At 75.7% G+C, this 17,859-nt stretch carries 16 protein-coding genes and 1 tRNA gene; 7 read left to right on the forward strand and 10 right to left on the reverse strand.

Annotated features, from left to right (window positions below; translation table 11 throughout):
- Positions 1–265 precede the first annotated feature (265 nt).
- Positions 266–1,609, forward strand: a complete 1,344-nt coding sequence (locus ABD363_RS00675) for a M6 family metalloprotease domain-containing protein (protein ID WP_344599338.1) — start codon at positions 266–268, stop codon at positions 1,607–1,609.
- Between the two features lie 270 nt (positions 1,610–1,879).
- Here ABD363_RS00675 and ABD363_RS00680 read toward each other — a convergent pair.
- The 7 genes from ABD363_RS00680 to ABD363_RS00710 form a co-directional block, all read right to left on the reverse strand.
- Positions 1,880–1,956: transfer RNA gene (locus tag ABD363_RS00680), tRNA-Lys, on the reverse strand.
- On the reverse strand, positions 1,947–2,534 hold the full coding sequence (locus ABD363_RS00685) for a bifunctional DNA primase/polymerase (RefSeq protein ID WP_344599339.1): 588 nt from the start codon (positions 2,532–2,534) through the stop codon (positions 1,947–1,949). The genes ABD363_RS00680 and ABD363_RS00685 overlap by 10 nt, the downstream gene beginning before the upstream one ends.
- 125 nt (positions 2,535–2,659) lie before the next feature.
- Positions 2,660–3,025: a hypothetical protein gene (locus tag ABD363_RS00690; protein WP_344599340.1), complete on the reverse strand. Its 366-nt coding sequence runs from the start codon at positions 3,023–3,025 to the stop codon at positions 2,660–2,662.
- Positions 3,026–3,246: 221 nt separating this feature from the next.
- A complete protein-coding gene (locus tag ABD363_RS00695; RefSeq protein ID WP_344599341.1) occupies positions 3,247–4,584 on the reverse strand; it encodes an AAA domain-containing protein in 1,338 nt (445 codons plus the stop codon).
- Entirely contained in the window at positions 4,581–6,173 is a 1,593-nt protein-coding gene (locus ABD363_RS00700; protein ID WP_344599342.1) for a hypothetical protein, read from the reverse strand. The genes ABD363_RS00695 and ABD363_RS00700 overlap by 4 nt, the downstream gene beginning before the upstream one ends.
- Complete coding sequence (locus ABD363_RS00705) at positions 6,164–7,396, reverse strand: hypothetical protein (RefSeq protein ID WP_425577914.1); 1,233 nt, start codon at positions 7,394–7,396, stop codon at positions 6,164–6,166. Before ABD363_RS00705 ends, ABD363_RS00700 begins: the two co-directional genes overlap by 10 nt.
- On the reverse strand, positions 7,293–8,246 hold the full coding sequence (locus tag ABD363_RS00710) for a phosphatase PAP2 family protein (protein ID WP_344599343.1): 954 nt from the start codon (positions 8,244–8,246) through the stop codon (positions 7,293–7,295). The genes ABD363_RS00705 and ABD363_RS00710 overlap by 104 nt, the downstream gene beginning before the upstream one ends.
- A 201-nt stretch (positions 8,247–8,447) precedes the next feature.
- Here ABD363_RS00710 and ABD363_RS00715 point away from each other — a divergent pair, with 201 nt between their 5' ends.
- Positions 8,448–9,044 (forward strand): histidine phosphatase family protein, encoded by a 597-nt coding sequence (locus ABD363_RS00715; protein WP_344599344.1) that lies wholly within the window; start codon positions 8,448–8,450, stop codon positions 9,042–9,044.
- Between the two features lie 18 nt (positions 9,045–9,062).
- On the opposite strand, the gene ABD363_RS00720 is transcribed toward ABD363_RS00715, so the two are convergent.
- Complete coding sequence (locus ABD363_RS00720; RefSeq protein ID WP_344599345.1) at positions 9,063–10,529, reverse strand: NsdA family TPR-like regulatory protein; 1,467 nt, start codon at positions 10,527–10,529, stop codon at positions 9,063–9,065.
- Between the two features lie 290 nt (positions 10,530–10,819).
- On the opposite strand from ABD363_RS00720, the gene ABD363_RS00725 reads away from it, so the two are divergent.
- Both ABD363_RS00725 and ABD363_RS00730 read left to right on the forward strand, forming a co-directional pair.
- Positions 10,820–11,245 carry a hypothetical protein gene (locus ABD363_RS00725; RefSeq protein ID WP_425577923.1) on the forward strand — a complete coding sequence of 142 codons (426 nt, stop codon included), beginning with the start codon at positions 10,820–10,822 and terminating at the stop codon, positions 11,243–11,245.
- A 118-nt stretch (positions 11,246–11,363) separates the two neighbouring features.
- A complete protein-coding gene (locus ABD363_RS00730; RefSeq protein WP_344599347.1) occupies positions 11,364–12,236 on the forward strand; it encodes a spermidine synthase in 873 nt (290 codons plus the stop codon).
- A 21-nt stretch (positions 12,237–12,257) separates the two neighbouring features.
- On the opposite strand, the gene ABD363_RS00735 is transcribed toward ABD363_RS00730, so the two are convergent.
- On the reverse strand, positions 12,258–12,809 hold the full coding sequence (locus tag ABD363_RS00735; protein ID WP_344599348.1) for a hypothetical protein: 552 nt from the start codon (positions 12,807–12,809) through the stop codon (positions 12,258–12,260).
- Between the two features lie 106 nt (positions 12,810–12,915).
- Here ABD363_RS00735 and ABD363_RS00740 point away from each other — a divergent pair, with 106 nt between their 5' ends.
- The 3 genes from ABD363_RS00740 (at position 12,916) to ABD363_RS00750 (ending at position 16,336) form a co-directional block, all read left to right on the forward strand.
- The gene (locus tag ABD363_RS00740; protein WP_344599349.1) at positions 12,916–13,635 is read left to right on the forward strand and encodes a response regulator transcription factor; all 720 of its coding nucleotides are present in this window, start codon (positions 12,916–12,918) and stop codon (positions 13,633–13,635) included.
- Positions 13,632–15,035, forward strand: a complete 1,404-nt coding sequence (locus tag ABD363_RS00745; RefSeq protein ID WP_344599350.1) for a sensor histidine kinase — start codon at positions 13,632–13,634, stop codon at positions 15,033–15,035. Before ABD363_RS00740 ends, ABD363_RS00745 begins: the two co-directional genes overlap by 4 nt.
- Positions 15,036–15,232: 197 nt before the next feature.
- Complete coding sequence (locus ABD363_RS00750; RefSeq protein ID WP_344599351.1) at positions 15,233–16,336, forward strand: hypothetical protein; 1,104 nt, start codon at positions 15,233–15,235, stop codon at positions 16,334–16,336.
- A 65-nt stretch (positions 16,337–16,401) separates the two neighbouring features.
- On the opposite strand, the gene ABD363_RS00755 is transcribed toward ABD363_RS00750, so the two are convergent.
- On the reverse strand, positions 16,402–17,844 hold the full coding sequence (locus ABD363_RS00755) for a GH1 family beta-glucosidase (protein ID WP_344599352.1): 1,443 nt from the start codon (positions 17,842–17,844) through the stop codon (positions 16,402–16,404).
- Positions 17,845–17,859 lie beyond the last annotated feature (15 nt).

A 17,859-nucleotide genomic window follows, 5' to 3' on the forward strand; every position in this document is an offset into this window, starting at 1 on the left:
CTCGATCTCTGTCCGTGCAGGAAAGTGTGCCGATCATAGGGCCTGGCCCACGGGCCTTCCACCCGCTGTCCAGTGTCCCGGAACAACCGGCCGTTGCGACAGATCGTTTCTGCTCGCGCCTGGACGGGTTCTTCAGGCCACCGACCAGTTGTGACGTTCCGTGAGTGATTCGGGGCGGCGACTGCCGCGAATTCTTCGGGGTCGCTCACCCGTCTGGTGCAGGCGAACAGGGCGTAATACTACAAATACTCACAAGCTGGGTGCGGTGTCCCGCCAACCGCATCCGGAGGTCCCCGTGCCGCGTCGGCTCCCCTTGAGGCGACTGACCCGTGAGGCCCTGGGCGGGCTCACCCGGGAGGGGGCGCGGACCCGGCTGCGCAGCACGACGGCGATGTTCACCACCCTGTCGGCGCTGGCCGCGACCTCCCTGGTGACCGCTCCCTCGATCGCCGAGTCGTTCTCCCCGAAGCCCTGCGCCCTCGAACGCACCGACGCGCACCACTCGGAGGGCGTCGACACCTGGAACACCGCCTATCCGCGTCCCACCCGCCGGCTGGACGCGGTGATGGTGTTCCTGTCCTTCCCGGACTCGCACCCCCTGACGGCCCCCCGGGACCTGGCCGCCGACCACTTCCCGGCCACCACCCGGTTCTTCCAGCGGGCCTCCTACGGCAGGTTCACGCTCCGCCCGCATCCGCTGCCGTACTGGCTGCCCATGCCGCGGCCGTCCACCGCCTACGCCATAGAGCGCGACTGGAGCCTCGCCCACCGGGCCGCGTACCTGCGCGACGCGCTCGCCGCGGCCGACGCGCACGTGGACTTCTCGCGCTACGACGTCGTCTACTTCGTCGCCGATCCGGACGCGCCCGGCGTGGACTCGGACGCGACGAAGGTGGTCAACCTGGACACACCGCTGCGGGCCGACGGCACGGACATCCGGCGCGTGGTCACCGTCTTCGAGAACCATCCGCCGGACCGGCTGGTCCTGGCCCACGAAACCGGGCACGTCTTCGACCTGCCGGACCTGTACCAGCGGCCCGTCGACGGCAAGGGCGACTGGGACACCTACGTCGGCGACTGGGACCTGATGGGCAGCCAGTTCGGGCTGGCGCCGGACCTGTTCGCCTGGCACAAGTGGAAGCTGGGCTGGCTGGAACCGCGGCAGGTGGCGTGCGTCCGGGGCGCCGGGCCGACGCGGCTGACGCTGGAGCCGCTGGGGGCGGGACCGGGGGTGCCGGTGACGGGCGCCGCCGGGACGCCCGCCTTCGGCCTCGGACGGGGCACGAAGCTCGCGGTCGTGCGCACGGGGGCGGACAGCGCCCTCGCCTTCGAGGCGCGCGGGCCGGTCGGCGACGACGCGTCCGCCTGCCGGGCCGGGGTGCTGGTGTACCGGGTGCGCAGCCGGGCCGAGTCCGGGAGCGGGCCGATCGAGGTGATCGACGCCCACCCGCGCACGGGGGCCTGCTGGGAGGAGTCGGTCTACCCCCCGCTCGCCGACGCCCCGGTCGCCCTCGGCGAGAGCTTCACCGTGCCGGGGGAGGACGTCCGGGTGGAGGTGGAGGGACGGACGGCGTCGGGGGCGTGGACCGTGAAGATCGCCGCGGGGTGAGACCGGGGCCGACGGTTACCGGGGCCGGTGGGAGGAGGTGTGACCGGCGGGACCGGTGGGGGAGCCGTGGTCATCGGAACCGGTGGGAGGGAATGTGGTCACCGGGACCTGCGGGAGGAGTCGCGGGCGACGGATCCTCCACGGCGGGCGGCGGGGCGGCGCGGGCGGGGAGCGGGGTGGGTACGGAGCCCGCCCACGCGCGGCGAAGCCGTACGGCGACGGAAACGGCGAGACGGTTCGCGCTGTACGCGAACCGTCCCCCCGTCGTCATGGTGCGCCGCCAGGGACTCGAACCCCGGACCCGCTGATTAAGAGTCAGCTGCTCTAACCAACTGAGCTAGCGGCGCCTGCTGACGTCGTAGACCTTAGCACCCTGGTCGGCGGGAGGAGAAATCGATATCCGCACAGCTGAGCGGGCCGCCCGCACGGCCGCCCACATCAGCACCTCGGGGCCCGGCAACCAGGGCTGACGGGTGTCCGGGGCGACCAGCCAGCGGGAACCGGACCGGGTGTCGGGGCCGCCGGTCGGCGCCGGCACGGTGACCGCGTCGCCGGTGCCGTGGCACAGCAGCGGCGGCACCGCGCTCGTACGGCCGTCCGTCCGGCCGCGCGCGCCCCACTCCTCCCACTCCAGCAGCGAGGGCAGCCGCTGCGCCGTGCCCGGTGCGGCGAACAGCAGCATCCGGCCCCGGAACTCCGCCACCGGCCCCGAACCGGGGCCCTCGTCCCACAGCCGGTCCAGCATCCGGCGCCCGAAGATCGCCGGGGCGTTCACCACGTCGAAGGCGGAACCGCAGGGCAGCACCACCGGGGCGCCCGGCCGCTCCTCCCAGAACGCGAGGGTGCTACGCGGATACGTTCCTGCCGAGGCCAGCCAGGCGGCACCGTCCGAGGTGACGTCCGAGACATTCCGTGAGCAGCTCATGGAGTCCACGTCTACCGGCAGTGAGCGGTCCGTTCCACACGGTTGCCGGAATTCGGGGCAGGAAACGGCCAGAAGGAGTAATCTGCGCGCTCCGCATATGCCACGGGTGAGCGCCCGGGGCGGGTTTAGACCGGGTCGACGTCCCCCCGCCCGTCGCCGCCCCGCATCAGGTCCCGGCCGAACTCGACCATCTTCTTCGCGTAGTCCTCGGTCCACTCGGCCCGCTCGGCGATGTCCGCGGGCGTCAGCCGGTCGAACCGCCGCGGGTCGGCGAGCTGCGCCGCCGCCATCGCCTGGAACTCCAGGGCGCGGTCCGCCGCCGCGCGGAACGCCTGCGTCAGCTCCGTCGCCCGGTCCAGCAGCGCCCGGGGGTCGTCGATGGACTCCAGGTCGAAGAAGTGCTCCGGGTCGGCGGCCGCCGCCGCAGGCTCGAAGAGCAGGGGCGCGGGGCGTAGCCGCGGTTCGTTCCGACGCGGCGTGGGCTCCGCCATGTCTTCTCCTCCTCCGTACGTCGCGAATGACCCTCCCCCCGCACACGGGGGGCACCCCCGGGGAAAAGCGGGCCACCGTCCATTGTCCCGCGCCCGCGCAAGTGGCCTCGGACGGTCCGCGCCGCCCCGCGGGAGCGGCGCGGCGGCCGGCTTCCGGCGCGCCCGCGGGCGCCCGGCGCGGGAACCCCGCGGGCCGTGCGGGGCGCCCGGTGCCGGGCCGGTCACGGGCGCCACGACACCCGGTGTTCCGCCAGGTGGGCCAGGACCGCGTGGTTCGCCTCCCAGCCGTCGGGGAACTTCACGAGCGTGCCCAGCTGCACCGGCTCCGTCGACGGGTAGTCGTCCAGCAGCTCGCCCACGCCCGCCCGGCACACCACGATGCACGCGTGCCGGTGCCGGGAGGCCAGCACGCACAGGCGGCCGGTCTCCAGGTGGAACGCGGTGGCGTCGGGGCGGCCGGAGAGCGGATGCAGCACAACCGTCACGTCGTACTCGCGCCCCTGCAACCGGTTCGCCGTGTCCACGACCACACCGGCGACCCCGAGGGCGGCCAGCGCGGCGCGGACCGCCGCCGCCTGGTCCCGGTGGGCCGTGCCGACGGCGATCCGGGCGGCGGTCAGCGGTACCGGGTCCGGCGAGCGCTCCGAGGCGGCCGCACCGCCCCGGTCCAGGAGCCGCCGCACGACCGCGGCGACCGCCCCCACCGCCTCCGGGTCCGTGCGCGGGGTGTGCCGGGCGGGCAGCTCCAGCAGGCCCCAGCCGGACGCGGCGGCCTCGTCGATCACCCGGTCCGGGCCGGAGCCGTCCGACGGGACGGCGAAGACCAGGCGCCGGTCCCCGGGGCCGGTGCCGCTGCGGAACGGCGTGTACGGGTAGAAGGCGCTGGAGACCAGGGGCGCCGCGGACGCCGGCAGGCGCCACGACACCGGCAGGCGGTGCTGCGGCAGGTCCGGGTTGTGCGCGAGGAGGGTGGTGACGGCCGACGCGGACGGGTCGTACGACAGGCCCGCCCACTGCTCGCCGCCCACGATCGAGAACGGATCGAGCTGGCCCGGGTCGCCCACGAACAGGGCCCGCTCGAACAGCCCGGCCACCGCGAGCAGGGAGTCGGAGCGCATCTGGTAGGCCTCGTCGACGATCGCGTGCCGCCACGGCTCGTCGACCTTCACGTGCGCCCACTTGGCGGCGGTCGACAGCACGACCGGCACCCCGGCGAGGTCGGCGGCCTTCGCCGAGGTCCGCACGTTCGGCAGGTCGTCGAGCGCCTTGTCGTACGGGTCGGCGTCGCTGCTGTGCAGACGGCCGACCGGCAGCTCGGGGTTCTTCTCGGCGAGGCGCAGGACCAGGTCGTCGACCTGGGCGTTGGTCTGCGCCACGACCATCAGCGGCCGGCCGGCCCCGGCGAGCTCCAGGGCCGCCCGGACCACCAGCGTGGACTTGCCGGCGCCGGGCGGGGAGTCGACGACGACACCGCGCGGGCCGTGCAGGGTGTCGTGCAGGATCGCGTCGGTGGCGCGGGCGGCCTCGGCACCGGGGTCGAAGGCGGCCTCGGTGGTCACAGCACGTCCTCCTCGGTCACGGGGTCGGCGGGCTCGGGCGGCGCCTCGCCGGGCGGCCCGCCGTGCGTCCACGGCGTCCGCTCCGGGTCGGGCAGCTTCGGCCCGCCCCGCTGCTCGTGCTCGAACAGGGTGAAGCAGACCCGGTCGCCCTTCTCGGGCACGGATCCGGGCTCGGGCTCCTTGCCGCGGCCCATCCGGTCGACGATCCGCAGCACGATCAGGGCGCCGTCGTCCTCGCACCCCACGAACTCGGCGGCCTGGGGCCTGCCGTTCAGCGAGCGGTGGACCCTGGTCCGCTCGTCCAGGTGCGGCCGGTCGTCGGTGCGGACCGTGACCAGCGGGCGGGGGCTCGGCCGCCGGCCCTCGCCGTACGCCATGACGACGTCCGTGACCTCGCCCGCGAACGCCTCGCCCGCCAGGCGCCGGCCGGCCATCACCAGCGGGTCGTCCAGGGCCTCCTGGGCCTCCAGCCGGGCCTGCTCCCGCTCCCGGGCGGCCAGCTTGTTCGCGGCGGTGACCGCGTCGTCGCGGCGCGGCTGCGGGGGCTCCCCGGCCAGGACGCGGTCACGGTGGCCGGTGAACGACCAGCGGTCGCGGGTCCAGCGCTCCGCCACACGCGCCCCCTCGGGCAGTTCCCGCAGCAGGTCGAACCCGCGCCACACCGCGTCCCAGGTGGGCCGGGTGCGGCTCTCGACGAGAGCGCGGATCTCCCGCTCGGCGGCGGTGACGGCGGTGAGCCGGGCGTCGGCCTCCAGGCCGTCCGCGGCGGCGGCGAGCGCGTGGCGGGCGCGGTCGTAGCGCGCGATGGCCGGGGCGAGCAGCCTGTTGTCGAACGCCGGGTCGGTGGCGGGGCCCGCGGGTGGGCACCGCAGCTGGCCGTCCGCGTCCCGGTCGAGCTCGGCGCGCAGCGCGGCCTCGGCGCCGGTGAGCCCCTCCGGCGGGTCGATCCAGGCGAGCAGGGCCCCCAGGTGCTGGTCCTCCAGGGAGGACTGCCCGGTCGCCCAGTGCCGGGACAGCAGGTCCGTCATGGCCAGCAGCAGCGAGGAGCCGGGCACCCGGGACCGCTCCCCGTAGTGCGTCAGCCACCGCCCCAGCAACGGCACCCGGGGCGGTGCCGGATACGGCGCCTCGGGGTCCTGCTCGGCGGTGCGCCGGAAGCGCATGGAGCGCCCGAGCAGCCGGACGAACTCGATGCCCGCGCGGCTCGGCACGAGCAGCTGGGGCGCGTCCGCGCACAGGTCGACCTCGACCTTGACCCGCTTGCCGGTCTCCGGGTCGGTCTCGGTGCGCTCGGCGGCCTCGACGACGTCCGCGTAGGCGTCGATGTGGGGCAGGACGACGTCGGCGAGCTCGGCGAGGAACGCGAACCTGAGGTCGCGGTCGCCCGGCTGCGGCACGACCAGCAGACGCGGGGCGTCGCGGTCCGTGCCGACCAGCGCGCCGAGCGGGGCGCCGGCCTCCCCGGCGGTGATGAGCGGGACGAACACCAGCGGCCGGTCGGACAGATGCCGGTGCCGGACGGTGGCGGCGGGCTGGGCCCGGCCGGTGCGCACGGCCTCCAGCCGGGCGAGGGCGGCGATCAGCGACACGCCGCCTCCAGCGCCTCCGCCCGCAGGGCCGCCGCGCGCCGCAGGGCCGCCACCGCCGGGTCCCGCGGGTCGCCGGTCTCCCCGCGCACCGCGGCCAGGACGTCGTCGACGGTGGCCAGGCCGCCCAGTTCGGCGCGCACCGGGCGGCCGAGGGCGGTCACCGCGCCGGCCGCGCGGGCGCGGGCACGGCAGTGGAAGGCCAGCTCGCAGGCGGACAGGCACTCCGGCGCGTACACCGCGGGCACCGACTCGACGGCGGCCGTCAGCTCCTCGGCGGGCAGCTCCGGCGAGAAGCAGGTGCCTTCGGGAAGGGTGTCGACGATGTCCGCGACGCGGGTGAGGCGGGCCAGCTGACGGCTGGTCACCGCGCGCTGCCTGCGCACGTCGACGGCGGACGCGGTGGGCAGGTTGGAGAAGTCCTTCGGGCACACCAGCAGGATCCGGTGCCGCACGCGCGGGACCGGCGCGCCGCCCCGGGCGCCGTGGTCCCGGGACGCCCCGGCCGCCCCCTCCGGCCGCGCTTCGAGCCGGGCGGCCGCCTCCTCCAGCGCCAGCACGTACACCGCGGCCTGCCGCGCCGCCGCGCCCACCTTCGCCGGGTCGGCGGAACCGTCCAGCATCGGGAAGGACTTGATCTCGACGACCGTCCAGCTGCCGTCCGGGTGCACCACCACCGCGTCCGGCTCCAGGAAGGCGGGGGAACCCGCCACGTCGAGCGCGAGCATCGGATGGTCCAGCAGCGTCCAGCCGCCGGCGCCGGTCGCCTCCCGCAGCGCCAGCGCCGTACGGGCCGTGCGGCCCTCGGGGCCGGGGGCGGAGAGGTCGGGCACGCGCGCGTCGGAGTCCGGCGGTTCGGCGCCCGGGTCCAGCTTCTCGTGCACCAGCCGCAGCAGGACCGCGCCGCCGTCCGCCTTGACCCGGGACTCGAAGGCGTGGCCCCGCATGAACGCGAACTGCGACCGGCCGAAGACCGACGGCGAGCCCAGCGCGCTCGCCAGCGCCGTCTTGTCCACCCCGGCGCCGTCGAGGACCGCGCGCCGCCGGCATCCCGGGTTGGCGGCGAGGGCCGCCAGGGCGCGCGCGTCCAGCGCCTTGGCCGGCACGCCGGGGCCGCGCAGCTCAGCGAGCCGGTGCCGGAGCGCCGTCTCCCGCGTCCGCGGAGGAGGCGTCCGGCTCGGCTCCCGGTCCGAACCGTGACTCGCGCTGCCGTGGAATTCGCTCACCCGCCGAAGTCTGGCATCCGGCACTGACAACCGGTGAACTCGCGGCGCGGGAGCCGGGTGTGACGTCCGCGACGCGCGGCACGATCCGGGCCCGCACCCGGTCCACGCCGCGCGTCACCAGCGGTGCCAGCAGCAGCCCCGCGCCCATCACGGCCGCGCCCGCGACCGCGTCCAGGAAGTAGTGGTTCGCGGTGCCCATCACCACGATCGTCGTCACCAGCGGATAGCCGACGCCGGCCGCCTTCGCCGCCCGCGTGCCGCCGTACCGCCACAGGACGACGCCGCACCACAGCGCCCACCCCACGTGCAGGCTCGGCATGGCCGCGTACTGGTTCGTCATGCCGCCCAGGCCGCGCGGCGCGCTCGCCTCGCCGCCCCACCAGCCGTACGCGCTGTAGTGCGCCATCGTGTCCACGAACCCGTGGCTCGCGTCGAGCAGGCGGGGCGGGCAGGTCGGCAGCAGCGTGAACCCGATCAGCCCGATGAAGGTGGACGTCATCAGCCAGGTGCGGGCGGCGCGGTAGCGCACGGCCCGCGACCGGAACAGCCAGACGAGGAGCACCGGGGTGACCAGGTAGTGCAGCGAGGCGTACCAGAAGTCGGCCGGTACGCCGAGCCAGGGCTCGCGGGTGAACAGCCGGTTGAGCGGATGCTCCGCGTTGAGGTGCAGCGCCTTCTCGATGCGCAGGATCGCCAGTCCGTGGTCGACGGCGTGGGAGACGTCGCCGCGGGCGAGGAGCCGGCCGGCCGAGTAGCACGCGTACACCAGCAGGATCAGCGGCAGCTCGGTCCACCAGCGCAGCCGGGGCTCGGGAACCGCCTCGGTGCCCGGTGTCTCGGTGCGCGGCATCCGATCGCCCTCCCCCTTCGTTCTCGCGCGGCACCCGGCGGGCCGGTCGTGTCACTTTACGGCGTACGTGCGTGTTCCCCGTGGAACGCCTCCGGCCCAGGGAGACGCGGAGATCGCCCCCCGGGTTGCCCGCCGGCGGCGTGCGCGATGATGGAGAGGTTCCGCCCACGGTTTCCCTGAAATTTCCCTGGAAGGTCCCTCATGGCACCGCGCATCCTGCTGGCCCGGCACGGACAGACCCGGTGGTCGCTGTCCGGCAAGCACACCGGCAGGACCGACGTGCCGCTCCTGGAGGAGGGCCGGCGCGGCGCCAAGCTGCTCGGCGAACGCCTGCACCGGGCGCCGTTCGACGGCCTCCCCGGCGCGGAGGTGCGCACCAGCCCGCTCTCCCGCGCGCGCGAGACCTGCGAACTGGCCGGCTTCGGCGAGCGGGCGCGCCCCTGGGACACGCTCATGGAGTGGGACTACGGCGCCTACGAGGGCATGACGCCGCAGGAGATCCAGGCCGTCCGGCCGGGGTGGCTGATCTGGCGGGACGGCGTCCCGCAGGGGGAGAGCCCGGCCGAGGTGACGGCCCGGGCGGACGAGGTGGTCTCCTGGGCGCGCTCCGCCGACCGCGACGTGCTGCTCTTCGCCCACGGGCACATCCTGCGGGCCATCGGCGCGCGGTGGCTGGGCCTGCCGGTCGACTTCGCGGCCCGCATCCGCCTCCACCCGACGTCCCTGTCGGTCCTGGGCTGGGCGTACGGGGAGCCGGCGATCGAGAGCTGGAACGACCTGGGGCACCTGCCCGGGTAGTCCCGGCGCGCGCCGGGACTACCCGGGCACCGCCCGGGCGGGACGCGGCGACGCGGCGTGCCGCTCCAGGAACGCCGACACCCCCGGGGTGCGCCGGTGCGGCAGCAGGACCCGCGCCGTTCCCGCCAGCATCGTCTGGACGCGGGACGACTGGACCTCGACCAGCAGGTCCAGGACCCGCATGCCCGCGGCGGCCGCCTCGTCCGGACGGCCGCCGCGCGCGAGGTCGTCCGCCAGTTCCGCCGTGTACAGCGCGATGTTCCGGGTGAAGTGCGGATCCTGCAGCTCCGCCGCCCGCCGCGCGTGCCGTGCCGCCCGTGTCCAGTCGCCCAGCGCCGACCAGCACTGCGCCTCCAGGCCCTCCAGTTCGGCCTCCCCGTAGAAGGTCATCCACTCGGGGTCGGCGTCGGAGCGGCCGCGCTCGTGCAGGGCCCGCGCCCGCGCCAGCGACTGCTCGCAGGCGACGCGGTCGGCGAGCCCCGCCCAGCCGCCCGCCTCGCGCAGCGCGAGCAGCGACATCAGGCGCGGCGAGCCGAGGGGCCGCGCGACGCGCTGCGCGGCCTGCGCCGCCCGTACCGCCTCCCGGGGCCGGCCCGCGTCGCGGGCGAGGAAGGCGGTGTTGCAGAAGGCGTGCGCCTCCAGCGCGGCGTCGCCGGTCGTCCGGGCGGTGGCCAGCGCCTCCGCGTAGTGGGAGCGCGCGTCGTCGAAGCGGCCCGAGTCGTGCGCCAGCCAGCCCACGGACAGGGCCAGTTCGCCGGCGCCCGAGTACAGCCGGTCCGCCGTCGTCCGCCGGGTCGTGCCGGCGTCCAGCAGCGCGTACGCGGCGCGCAGCGGGGCGGCCGCGCGTTGGTAGAGGCCGTCGGCGCCGTGCCGGTCGTCGAGCAGCCGGATCTGTCGGACGGCTTCCTCGAGGGCGCCTGCGTCGCCCGTTCCGGCACGGCGCACGGCGCGTTCGGCCGCCGCGGCCCGGTGGGCGAAGCCCAGGGGGTCCAGGGAGGCGGCGGCCACCGTGGCGCCTCCGCCGGTCATGAATGCGCGACGCAGCACGTCGCTCTCCTCGTAGTTGTCGTGCGTCCGGTGCGGGGGCCGCGTCCGGTGCGGGTGCCGCGGCTCCTGCGGGTTCCTCGTGTCGTACGGCCCGGGCCCGCCCCGCGACTCGCTTCCGGCGGGCTCGTCCTGAGCGGTGGGCGCCCGGCGTCCGCGTACGGACGAGCGGGGCGCGAAACCCAGGTCGGCGAGCGTGCGGCCGGGGAACATGTGCAGGAACACCCGTTCGTACGCGTAGTTGGGGCAGCGGATCTCGCCTGCCTCGACCCGGTGGACATAGCGCGCGTCGCAGCCGACCCGCTCGCCGATCTCGCGGGCGGCCCGGCGCACCGCCGCGGCGAACTCGGCCGGCGAGCGCCGGCCGCGCAACCGCCGGAAGGCGAGGTTCGGCCGCGGCGGCCGCTCGGGCTGGGGTGGGGTCACCGTTGACGACGCCATGGCCGGGTCCTCTCGTGCGAACCGTCGAACCATGCCGGATTCGGGGCGTACCGACTGTTTTTCAGCGTGACGCCCCGTTTCCGGCGAGCAAGAACGTACCTGCTGTGACGGACCCGCCACGCCGGGTTCGGCCACAAATCGGAGACACCGTGCGAGATCCGCCATGAAGTGCCATCCTTTGCGGCGACTTCGGCCGTAGCCGTTGACGCTCTCGCGCGTTGAACCCCGTGGACCGGGAGGCCCGCCTCCCGCCCCGCTCGTCCAAGGAGGGTTCCGTGGTGGAGGCCGCGATGGTGACGACCAGCCGGAGCGACGATTCCCGTACGCCGGCCGCGCCGGGCCCGGGCCCCGGTGCGCCGCCCGGCGCGGAAGCCGTCCGCGAGCTCGTCACCGTGCCGACGCGCCAGGGCCTGGAGGCGGTCGACATCCTCAGACGCGGCGCCGGCGACGCGGTGGGGCCCGTCCTGCACGACGGCGGCTGCGGGCTCCTGGGCTTCCTGGTGCCGCCGGGGACGGCCGCCGTGTGGGACGTGCCGGGCAGCACGTGCACGGCGACCGGCGGACGCGGCCCGCGCCTGCCCTCCGAGCCCCCCGTGGAGGGCTCCGACTGGCTGCTGCCGCCCGGGGACGCCGACCTGGCGACGGACCCGGCGGTGCTGCGGGCCGCGCTCGGAGAGGCGGCCCGGCTGATCGAGGCGGCGGACAACTGCGGCTGACCGCCGTCGCCGGCCGCCCCCGCCGCCCGCTTCCTCCGCTCGCCGCCGTCGGCAGCCGATCGCCGTCACCGGTCCGGGCGGCCCGCGTCCGGCCGGCCGCCCCTGCGACAATGCCCGCATGGGAAAGTCGTCCAGGAACGCCCGGCGCAGGTCGGCCGGCGGGGAGCGCGTCGCCGAGAACGTCGACGGCGGCCTCGCCCAGCTGATCCCCGACCGGGACCGGCCGCGCGCCTGGACGCTGCTGATCGACGGGGCGCCGCAGTCGCACGTCGACCTCGACGACCCGGCGTACCTGTCGTTCGAGTACCAGCGTCGCCTCGGGCACGTCATCGACCTGGCCGCCCCGCCGGGCAAGCCGGTCCGGGCCGTGCACCTCGGCGGTGGCGCCCTCACCCTCGCCCGCTACGTCGCCGCCACCCGCCCCCGCTCCACCCAGCAGGTCGTCGAACGCGACGCGCCCCTGGTCCAACTGGTCCGCCGGACACTGCCGCTGGACCCGAACGCGCGGATCCGGGTGCGGTCGGCGGACGCGCGGGAGGGCCTCGCCAAGGTGCCCGACGGCTGGGCCGACCTCGTCGTCGCCGACGTGTTCAGCGGCGCCCGCACCCCCGCCCACCTGACCTCGACGGAGTTCCTCGACGAGGTCCGCAGGGCCCTGCGTCCCGGCGGCGTCTTCGCCGCGAACCTCGCCGACGGCCCGCCGCTCGCCCATCTGCGCGGCCAGATCGCCACCGCCGCCGCCCGCTTCGCGGACCTCGCCCTCGTCGCCGACCCGGCCGTGCTGCGGGGCAAGCGCTTCGGCAACGCGGTCCTCGTCGCCTCCGACCAGCCGCTGCCGGTCGCCGAGCTGACCCGCCGCGCCGCCTCCGACCCGCATCCCGGCCGCGTCGAGCACGGCCGGGCACTGACCGACTTCGCCGGCGGGGCCGTACCCGTGACGGACGCCGCGGCGGTCGCCTCACCGGCGCCCCCGCCGTCCGTCTTCACCTGACCCGGCGCAGACCCGCCCGGCTCAGTAGGTCCCGATCTCCACCCGCGGCGGGCCGTCGTGCCAGGTGCAGAACACCGACACCCGGTCCGCGCCCGAGGCGAACTCCACCCGGATCCACGCCTGCGTCTTCCACACCTGCATCGACCAGCCCGCGCCCGGCGTGGCGGAGACGAGCGTCGCGGACGCCGTGCCGATGTCGAAGACCGCGCGGCCGCCCTCGGTGTCGTAGCGCCTGACCTCGCCGGTGGCCGTGGCCGCGGCGGCGGGGGCGGAGGAGGAGGCGGAGGCGGAGGGAGCCGTCGGGGTCCCGGGGGGAGCCGGGGCGGCCGGGGTGCTCGGCCCGCGGGTCGGGGACGGCTCCGGCGAGGGACTGCGCGTCGGGGACGGCCGCGAGGTCGAGGACGCCAGCGGCTCCGACTCCCGGGCCGTCGCGCCGGCCGCGGTGACGGGCAGCGCGCGGGGCGGGTCGTACGCCGTGCCCGCCATGACCGTGTGGACGCCCCACCACGACAACGTGACCGCCGCGCCCGTGGCGAGCAGCCAGGCCAGTACGTGTACGAGTCCTCTGCGCATCACCGCCATACTGCCTCACCCGTCACACCCGTCACATCCGTGTCGCTCACTCGGAGTTGTCCACAGGCCACTGCTCGGCCGCGGCGCATGGCGTACGGTGCCGCCCATGGCAAGTGTGCTCGTGGTCGAGGACGACCAGTTCGTACGCTCGGCGCTCATCCGGCACCTGACCGACGCCTCGCACACCGTGCGCAGCGTCGGTACGGCGCTGGAGGCGCTGCGCGAGGTCGCCCATTTCCGCTTCGACGTGGTGATCCTGGACCTCGGACTGCCCGACCTGGACGGCTCCGAGGCCCTGAAGATGCTGCGCGGCGTCACCGACGTGCCGGTGATCATCGCCACCGCGCGGGACGACGAGGCGGAGATCGTCCGGCTGCTCAACGCCGGCGCGGACGACTACCTCACCAAGCCGTTCTCCGTGGAGCACCTGTCGGCGCGGATGGCGGCGGTGCTGCGCCGCGCCCGGGCCGGCGCCGCCGGCGCGGCGCCGCCGGCCGTGCTCCGCGTCGGCGGGCTGACCGTCGACCCGCTGCGCCGCCAGGCCGAACTGGACGGTATACGGCTCGATCTGACCCGCCGTGAGTTCGACCTGCTCGCCTTCCTGGCCCGCAGGCCCGGCGTCGTGGTGCCCCGCAAGGAACTGCTCGCCGAGGTGTGGCAGCAGTCCTACGGCGACGACCAGACCATCGACGTCCACCTGTCCTGGCTGCGGCGGAAACTGGGGGAGACGGCCGCCAGTCCGCGCTATCTGCACACCCTGCGGGGCGTCGGCGTGAAGCTGGAGCCGCCGGCCGCGGACTCCGCGCGAGCGGAGCCGCCGCGATGAGATGGGCGCTGGTGAAGGTGTCGCTGGCGGTGACCACGATGGTCGTGGTGGCCTTCGCGGTGCCGCTCGGGCTCGTCATCCGGGAGATGGCCCGCGACCGCGCCTTCTCCAACGCCGAACGGCACGCCGCGGCCGTCGCCCCCGCCCTGTCCATCACCACCGACCGCGACCAGCTGGAGCGCGTGGTCGCCGCCGCGGGCGCGGACGCCGCGATGGCCGTGCACCTGCCGGCCCAGGGCGGCGGGGACGGCATCGACATCGGCCGCCGGCACGCCACCGACGAGGACATCGCGGCCGTACGGGAACTGGGCCGCGCCTCCACCGTCGAGGTGCCCGGCGGCTCCACGCTGCTTCAGCCGGTCGCCCTCGGCTCCGGCACGATCGCCGTCGTCGAGGTGTACGTCCCCGAGGCCGAGGTCGGCCAGGGCGTCGGCACGGCCTGGGCGGTGCTCGCCGCGGTCGGCGCGGCCCTCGTCGTCGGCTCGGTCGCGGTCGCCGACCGGCTGGGCGTACGGATGGTGCGGCCCGCGCAGCACCTGGCCGAGAGCGCGCACGGCCTGGGGGAGGGCAAGCTCGGGGTGCGGGTGCCGGAGGAGGGGCCGAAGGAACTGCGGCTCGCGGCGGCCGCGTTCAACTCCATGGCCGACCAGGTGGTCGAACTGCTCGCCAACGAACGGGAGCTGGCGGCCGACCTGTCCCACCGGCTGCGCACCCCGCTGACCGTGCTGCGGCTGAACACGGCCTCGCTCGGCGACGGGCCCGCCGCCGAGCAGACCCGGGCCGCGGTCGAGCAGCTGGAGCGCGAGGTGGACACGATCATCCGTACCGCCCGGGAGGCCAAGCCGCAGACGGCCGCCGCCGGGCCGGGCGCCGGGTGCGACGCGGCCGAGGTGGTCCGGGAGCGGATGGCGTTCTGGTCGGCGCTCGCGGAGGACGAGGGCCGCACCTGGCGGGTGGCCGGCGCCGACCGGCCGGTGCGGATCCCCGTGGCCCGCGCCGATCTGGCCGCCGCCCTCGACGCGCTGCTCGGCAACGTCTTCCGGCACACCCCGCAGGGCACGGCCTTCGCGGTCGACGTGCACAACGCCGAGGACGCGGTGATCGTGCTCGTCTCGGACGCGGGCCCCGGCATACCCGACCCCCGGGCGGCGATGGCCCGCGGCCGGGGCTCCGGCTGCGACGGCTCGACCGGGCTGGGCCTGGACATCGTGCGCCGGCTCGCGGAGTCGACCGGCGGGGACGTGCGGATCGGCTCGTCGGTGCTGGGCGGCACGGAGGTGCGGGTCTGGATCCAGCTGGACGGGCGCAAGCCGGTGCGCAAGGGGCACCGGGGAGCCGTACGACGGCGTCGGCGCCTCGCGCCGGCCGCCGCCTTCAACCGGTCCCGATCCCTTCCTTGAGCGCGCCCTGAGATCATCGACGCCCGCCCGGAAAGCGGCGTTCGCCGCCTACCGGTAGGGGACGGCCGGCGCTCCAGGGGGCCGGCCACGCCGCCGGCCCCCAAGACGCCGCACTTCAGTACGATTCGGCCCTCTTGTCGCCCGCCCGGCCGGCTCCTACCCTGCTCTTCCGGCATCCGCGACTGGGGGGAGCTGCGTTGGCCACGGATCCGTCGGACGAGGAGTTCCTCCAGGCCGTCGAGGAGCATGTCTTTGGGCGCGGCGGCACCGTACGCCTCACCCTCCCCGGCGCGGCAGCGCTCGACCGGCAGCAGTTGCTGGACGCGCGCATCGTCCGCTGCATCGAGACGCGCGAGACGCGTGACAGGCGGGTGCCGGGCCTGCGGCGCGCCGAGATCGCCGAGCGCCCGGCCTGCACCGACCTCGCCGCCCACCCCGTCGACCCGCCCGACGACCCGGCCCGCTCCCGCACGCTGACGCTGGTGCGCGCGGGCTCGCTCGACGAGATCGTCTGCGAGGGCTGCGAGGGCGGGACGAGGGACTGCGAGGCGTGCGGGGGGCGCGGCGGGCGCGACTGCCCCCGCTACGTCGACTGCGACGTCTGCGAGGGCGGCCCCGACGCGTGCTGGGAGTGCGACGGCACGGGCACCCCGCGCACCCGCGGCGCCGCCCGGGCGGCCCGGCCGCGCCCCCAGGACGCGGCGAAGCGAGCCACCTGCGCGCGGTGCGAACGCCCCGAGGTGGCCTGCCCCAAGTGCCTCGGCCGACGGCACCTGGACTGCCCGGTCTGCGACCGGTCGGGCCGCGTCCCGTGCCGCGGCTGCGGGGGCCGCGAACGGATCCGGCACACCCCGTGCGCCGGCACCGGCCACTTCACCGTCTGGACCGAAGGGATCATCCGGCACACCCCCGACGCGAAGGAGGTCAAGCGGCTCGCCCCGCTCGTCGTCCGGATGCCGACGGACGCCACCGGCGACTGGCGCGAGACCCGCCTGACCAGCGTCACCGACAAGCTTCCCGACGACCTCGACCCCGCCCACCGCGCCCTGCTCGAACCCGAGCTGGCCGTCAGGGACGGGGAGGTGCGCCGCCGCGTGACCGTCCGCCGCCTCCCCCTCGCCCGCGTCACCGTCCGCGACGACCCGCACCGCGTCTACTACGCCTTCCCCGTCCGCTCCGGCGGCATCGACGTCGTCGGCCTCCCCTCCCGGCAGCGCGTCCTGCACGTCACCGCCCGGGCCTCGGCCGCCCTCGTCCTCCTCGCCCTCGCCGCCGCCCTCGTCGTGGCTCTCTCCCGCTGACGCAGGCGGGCGCGGCACCCCCCGTCGGATGCCGCGCCCGTCCCCCGCTCCCCCGGACAGTGGTCCTACCCGGCGAACTCCACCGGCGGCAGCGTCCCCGTCCGGGCCGCCTCGGCGTACCAGCGGGCGCTCGACTTCGGGGTGCGGGCCAGGGTGGCGTAGTCGACGTAGACCGCGCCGAAGCGCTTGCCGTAGCCGTACGCCCACTCGAAGTTGTCCATCAGCGACCACAGGAAGTAGCCGCGGACGTCCGCGCCGTCCGTGATGGCCCGGCGCACCGCCGACAGGTGGCCGTGCAGGTAGGCGATGCGCTCCGGGTCGTGGACGCGGCCGTCGGAGTCGGGCTTGTCGTCGTAGGCCGCGCCGTTCTCGGTGATGTACAGCGGCAGGCCCGGCGCCTCGCGCGTGTACCGCATGATCAGCTCGTGCAGGCCGGTCGGGTCGACCGTCCAGCCCATCTCCGTGCGCTCGCCCGGCGTCTGGTGGAAGGCAACGTCGTCCGCGGCCGGCCACGGGGAGTGCGCGCTGCTGCCGTGCCCGTCCGCACGCGGACCGGAGGCGTCCGCGTCCGCCGCCGAGACCAGGGTCGGCGTGTAGTAGTTCAGGCCCAGCGCGTCCAGCGGCTGGTGGATGGTGGCCAGGTCGCCGTCCTGGACGAACGACCAGTCGGTGACCGACGCGGTCGCCGCCGGCAGCGACCGGGGGTACGCGCCGTGCAGGATCGGCCCGTGGAAGACGCCGTTGGCCAGGTCGTCGATCCGGCGGACCGCCGCCAGGTCCTCCTGGTTCCGCGGCGACAGCGGCCGCACCACCGAGGAGTTCAGGCTGATCGCCACCGAGTTGCGGGCCGGCATCACCGAGCGCAGCGCCACGGTGCCCAGCCCGTGCGCCAGGTTCAGGTGGTGCGCGGCCCGCAGCGACGCCGCCGGGTCCGTACGGCCCGGCGCGTGCACCCCGGAGCCGTAGCCCAGGAACGCGCTGCACCACGGCTCGTTGAGCGTGATCCACTGCTCCACGCGGTCGCCGAGCGCCTCGCCGACGATCTGCGCGTACTCCGCGAAGCGGTACGCCGTGTCCCGCTCGGGCCAGCCGCCCGCGTCCTCCAGCTCCTGCGGCAGGTCCCAGTGGTAGAGGGTGACGGCCGGCTTGATGCCGTGCGCGAGCAGCTCGTCGACCAGGCGCCGGTAGAAGTCCAGACCGCGCTGGACGGCGGGGCCCCGGCCGGTCGGCTGCACCCGCGGCCAGGAGACGGAGAAGCGGTAGGCGTTCAGCCCCAGCTCCGCCATCAGCGCCACGTCCTCGCGGTAGCGGTGGTAGTGGTCGACGGCGACGTCACCGGTCTCGCCGTCGGCCGTCTTGCCCGGCGTGTGGCTGAAGGTGTCCCAGATCGACGGCGTACGGCCGTCCTCCCGTACCGCCCCCTCGATCTGGTAGGCGGAGGTCGCCGCGCCCCAGAGGAAGGCGGCGGGGAAGGTCACCGGGGTCACCGGTGTGGCGGAGTCAGGCATGGAAGCGCTCCCATG

This window comes from Streptomyces glaucus, from assembly GCF_039533365.1.
GTDB classification, from domain to species: domain Bacteria; phylum Actinomycetota; class Actinomycetes; order Streptomycetales; family Streptomycetaceae; genus Streptomyces; species Streptomyces glaucus.